Origin of the sequence: Candidatus Electronema sp. JC, from assembly GCF_048287365.2 — a bacterium.
Classification (GTDB): domain Bacteria; phylum Desulfobacterota; class Desulfobulbia; order Desulfobulbales; family Desulfobulbaceae; genus Electronema.
Genome location: NZ_JBLWEM020000050.1, coordinates 1 through 4,446, shown reverse-complemented (window position 1 = coordinate 4,446; position 4,446 = coordinate 1). Strand labels below are relative to the sequence as shown.

Genomic DNA, 4,446 nt, shown 5'->3' with positions numbered 1-4,446 from the left:
TACCTCCTGCACCACTCCCGTGCATTCTGGAACATCCTCAGCCAGGGCGAGACCTCCAGCCCCTGCATCTCCCTTGGCAGCCAGTGGCATTGCCACGGCAGGAAGGCTCGCTCCGGGTGCGGCATCAGGGCCAAGTGGCGGCCATCGGGCGAGCACAGCCCGGCGAATCCGTCCGGCGAGCCGTTGGGGTTGAAGGGATACTGCTCAGTCACCGCGCCGCTGTCGTCGGCATAGACTAACGGCACCAACCGCTGCCCGATCACCTCAGCCCGCACCGCCGCGTCCGGGAAGTGCAGCAGGCCCTCGCCGTGGGCCACGTGGATGCCGAAGACTAAGCCGCTCATGCCGCGCAGCATCATGGCCGGGCTGTCGGTCACGCGCACGGTCGTCCAGCGGGACTCGAAGCGGCCCGACGTGTTGTGGACGAAGCGCGGCTGCTTCGCCGCATCCAAGCCGCGCCACGGCACCCAGCCGAGCAGGCCGAAGAGCTGGCAGCCGTTGCAGATGCCGAGGGTGAAGGTGTCGGGACGGTCAAGGAACGCATCGAACATGGTCCGCAGCCGCTCGTTGAAGAGGATGGTCGCGGCCCAGCCCTTGGCTGACTCAGGCACGTCGGCATAGGAGAAGCCGCCCACTGCCGCGATGCCCCGGAAGCCGTCCAACGTGACGCGCCCGGCGAGCAGGTCGGTCATGGTGATGTCCCACGGCTCGAAGCCCGCAGCGTGGAAGGCGGAACTCATCTCCCGGTCAGAGTTGGAACCCTCGTCGCGGAGGATGGCGACCTTGGGCTTGCTGGCTGTAGTCAGCAGATGCTTGGGCGAAGGCTGCGGGGTGAAGGGCAGATGATAGGCCGGAGCCGTGCGGTCGTAGATGTTCCGCCGCTCTTCCTCCGCACAGGCGGGATGCACTTGCAGCCGCTCAAGCTGATAGCTGGTTTCCTCCCACTCCTGCCGCAGGACGCGCATGTCCTCATCCAGCACCAGCTCGCCGTTGCAATGGATGCGGATGTGCTTCTCCGCCGCCGTCGTCGTGCCCAGAATAATACAAGGTGCCCCTACGGGCACACGGCTGTCCTCAAAGGTCTTCTGCGGAATATGCCCCAGCACCTCCTTCAGTTCCACGTCCACTGGCGTGCTGCCGTCCTGCTCGTCGCTGACCACAAAGCGCAGGTCGCCGGTGACTTCGCCCAGCACCTCGCAGGCAACCTTCTCGCGCTCGCAAATCGCCAAGAACTGCTCAATATTCTCCGGCCTGATCAGCAGGCCGTTGCGCTCCTGATACTCGGCCACATAGATTTCCAGCACCGACATGGTGGGATCACCGACCCGTATCTTGCGGATTTCGATGCGCCCGCCGGAGTGCTCGACCAGCTCTTTCAGCACGTTGGCCGGGCCGCCCGCGCCCTGATCGTGGATGACCTCAATCAGCGTCCTGCCGCCCATCTCATTGCAGGCGCGGATGACCCGGTTCCATCTTCTGCTCCATCTCCGCATCGCCGCGCTGCACCGCGTTGAAGTCCAGCTCCGCAGCGTTCTCGCCCTGAAGCATGGACGAGGCCGCGCCGCAACTACTCCCACGCCCTCACAGCCTTCACCTCCGGCATGGGGTAATGCTTGACGTTCAGCGTGTAAATGCAGCCGCCGGTCTGGATGGCTGCGGCGGCGAGCATTGCATCATTGACATCAATGCCGTGGCTCGGATGCCACTTCCGATACAAGGCCCCGGCAGCATCAACAAGTTTCTGATCCACAGGCTCAGTCTTGAACTGCGACAGAAACAATTCCGTAGTCTCATACTCATCAGGACGCATGAAGAACACGATCTCAGCCCGCTGCAACGCGCCAGTCCACAGCTCATATGCGCCATGATCCCGCAGGCGGATGAGGAAATCACGGGCCTGCTCTTTGCCGCGAAGATGCCAGATCAGCACATCCGCATCAATATACGCCCTCATTGATGATGCCGCTCCATTGATTTCCTAAACGTGGAGCGGGCTTGGCGCACGGTTTCCTCAGGCGGCTCTGATCGCTTCCAACTGCCGCAGGTGCTTTCAAACACGTCAACTTGTTTCTTCAGGCCGGTCTGTTCAGAGTAGAATCTGACTGCGCTTTCTATAACCGCCTTCTTGGTGGTGCGCAGCTCACGCGCCAGCAAGGCAATTTGGCGGATCACCGCTTCGTCTATCCGTGCCGAGAGTATCTTGTCCATTGTCAGCTCCTTTGGTTATGCTTACGTTTACATCTCAACGTAAGTATATATTGGAAGCTGAAAAAAGCCAACAGGCGGGAGGTGCAAAGATATGCCGAAACGTAAAGCGGGAACGATATTGCCGACAGATCAGGAGGATGCGGTCATCACGCGGCAGGCGGAGAAAGACGGCACGTTGCTGGACGATACGAAGCTGGCGGAGATGAAGCCGCTTGCCGCCTTCCCGGAGCTGCACGCTTTGGTCAAGCCAAGCGTGGAAGGCCGCCGAAGAGCAGGGCGAAGCAGTCAACCACGCTGCGGCTCAGTGCTGAGGTGCTGGAATTTTTCAAGGCTGGAGGCAAGGGCTGACAGAGCAGGATTGATGCTGTGCTGAAGAAGCATGTGGATGGGCAGCATTCGGCGTGAACAGACCATCGTCAAGACTGCTTGCTATTCATTCGTTCCTTATAACGGCCTGTTGCGGCGAATACGATCTCGTGCTTGGTGGAATGTGATTCCGTACTTTGCAGCAGCATATTTGGCAGCTTCGTTCTCCGAAGAAAATTCCTCTCCATCAACTACTACTGGCAGACTTCGTGCATACTTAGATGTTGAATTTAATGGTTTCCTTACAGCTTCTTCAATGGATAGCCCCTGCTTTTGAATTCTATCCTTTAACGTTGATGATCGAAGGCCATAGGCCTTCGCTATTGATGCCAGTGAGTAAAAAATCCTGCCATCTATTTCGTAGGTAGATCCGTGTACGGCTTCAATAGCTACCTGCTTTGAGACCCATTTGAAATTATCAGCACACCAAGGCTTGGAATCATCTTTGCGAATAAGTCGTAGATCCTGTTTGAAACCCGGTCTAACATCGGCAGCAAAGTTATCGTAGCTCATCCATTTTTCACAAATATTTCCGTTTCGACGACCACTCTTAATAGCATTGATGAGAGATTTCCACCTCCTCCATAAATTGCTGCCAGCTTCTGGATGGTTGCTCATGCGTCTTGCCGAGGCTGGCAGTGCTTCGCATTGACCGAGCCTTTTCAGAACTACGTGTTTTGCGAGGCCAGTTCGACGTGAAAGCGTAGAGGCAGCCGATTCAAGCGATTGGAACGATTCCCCATCATATTCAATGGCCCGTCCCCTGCCACCTCCCATCTGTCCGCCTGAAACTGCATTTAATCCCGATGGAATCATAGTGTTTAGCTTTCTTATCCAGAATCTTTCCCGTTCAGGGAGTTCTTCTTGATTTATATCTAATTCCAAACTCTCCATTCTGAAACTGCTTTCGCCGAATCTACAAATTTCTTTTGCCAGCGGTGTCTGCACCCGGTTCTCAACCGCAACTCTCACATGATGTCTCCAGCGTTGCTCAAGTGACATTCGTGTCAGACCCACGTATTTCTTCGATGTTTTTGTGCATGTAATCAAGTAGATCAGACCAGTTCTGCCATCAAGCGGAATTATTGGAGCAATAATCGCTTCGTCTATATCCCAACCGCTCTTCAATCTTGCCCAGATTGAGTGACGCTCTTCATACTTGCCAATCTCAAGCAGGAAGGCTGCTACGCTAGAAAATTCAACACCAAACTGTTCAGGGAATGCTTCTCCTTTGTATATAAATCTTCTTCTTCGTCCCCCTCCAAAAATAGCAATCCAATGAGTATTTGATAGAGTACCAGCCTGCTCAATCGTGGACCAGTCGAGCAATTTGTCCTTTTCAAGCCTCTTGACACGTTGCCAGAAGGTCCGATACGTAACTGCCGGATCGGACAGCCCGTTGAAATACTCATCTAACGTAACGATATTTCCATATATATTTACATTTGTTTTTCTTGTGCTATAACGTGCTCTATACTGTGCGGCATTTAAATATAGAGCGTCGTTTATTATATTTTCAGGCACTCCTCTGACATGATCGCTGGCAAAAGCAGATTTAATTCTGGATTTGAATAAAGACAGAGAAACAGACGGTTGTGGAACCGCCAACCGGTATTTCAGTTCTATTTGCGAAACTTCCATAAGTAATGATTTGGAAATCATTAAACCATTTGTCAATAAGGATAGCGACAAAAGAAAGGCAATTTCCTCTCCTTTGCCGCTATTTTCTGCTACCTCCTGCACCACTCCCGTGCATTCTGGAACATCCTCAGCCAGGGCGAGACCTCCAGCCCCTGCATCTCCCTTGGCAGCCAGTGGCATTGCCACGGCAGGAAGGCTCGCTCCGGGTGCGGCATCAGGGCCAAGTGGCGG

6 protein-coding genes are annotated in these 4,446 nt (G+C 54.8%); 1 reads left to right on the top strand and 5 read right to left on the bottom strand.

Going from position 1 to position 4,446, the window contains the following annotated elements; genetic code table 11:
• The 3 genes from ACNKH3_RS08060 to ACNKH3_RS08050 all read right to left on the bottom strand — a co-directional run.
• On the bottom strand, positions 1-1,493 hold a 1,493-nt coding region (locus ACNKH3_RS08060; RefSeq protein ID WP_420208864.1), incomplete at its 3' end, for a phosphoribosylformylglycinamidine synthase subunit PurQ.
• Positions 1,494-1,567: 74 nt separating this feature from the next.
• A complete protein-coding gene (locus ACNKH3_RS08055; RefSeq protein WP_417917028.1) occupies positions 1,568-1,954 on the bottom strand; it encodes a type II toxin-antitoxin system VapC family toxin in 387 nt (128 codons plus the stop codon).
• Positions 1,951-2,208, bottom strand: coding sequence for a hypothetical protein (locus ACNKH3_RS08050; protein ID WP_417917029.1), 258 nt, complete (start codon positions 2,206-2,208; stop codon positions 1,951-1,953). The genes ACNKH3_RS08055 and ACNKH3_RS08050 overlap by 4 nt, the downstream gene beginning before the upstream one ends.
• Before the next feature lie 117 nt (positions 2,209-2,325).
• On the opposite strand from ACNKH3_RS08050, the gene ACNKH3_RS08045 reads away from it, so the two are divergent.
• On the top strand, positions 2,326-2,556 hold the full coding sequence (locus tag ACNKH3_RS08045) for a BrnA antitoxin family protein (protein WP_417917033.1): 231 nt from the start codon (positions 2,326-2,328) through the stop codon (positions 2,554-2,556).
• A gap of 96 nt (positions 2,557-2,652) precedes the next feature.
• On the opposite strand, the gene ACNKH3_RS08040 is transcribed toward ACNKH3_RS08045, so the two are convergent.
• Positions 2,653-4,215: a GIY-YIG nuclease family protein gene (locus tag ACNKH3_RS08040; RefSeq protein ID WP_420208866.1), complete on the bottom strand. Its 1,563-nt coding sequence runs from the start codon at positions 4,213-4,215 to the stop codon at positions 2,653-2,655.
• Between the two features lie 89 nt (positions 4,216-4,304).
• A complete protein-coding gene (locus tag ACNKH3_RS08035) occupies positions 4,305-4,430 on the bottom strand; it encodes a phosphoribosylformylglycinamidine synthase subunit PurQ (RefSeq protein ID WP_420208865.1) in 126 nt (41 codons plus the stop codon).
• Positions 4,431-4,446 lie beyond the last annotated feature (16 nt).

Coding starts and splice junctions, on each gene's coding strand:
- ACNKH3_RS08055 (WP_417917028.1), bottom strand. CDS start 1,954: ATGAGGGCGTATATTGATGCGGATGTGCTGATCTGGCATCTTCGCGGC.
- ACNKH3_RS08050 (WP_417917029.1), bottom strand. CDS start 2,208: ATGGACAAGATACTCTCGGCACGGATAGACGAAGCGGTGATCCGCCAA.
- ACNKH3_RS08040 (WP_420208866.1), bottom strand. CDS start 4,215: ATGGAAGTTTCGCAAATAGAACTGAAATACCGGTTGGCGGTTCCACAA.
- ACNKH3_RS08035 (WP_420208865.1), bottom strand. CDS start 4,430: ATGCCGCACCCGGAGCGAGCCTTCCTGCCGTGGCAATGCCACTGGCTG.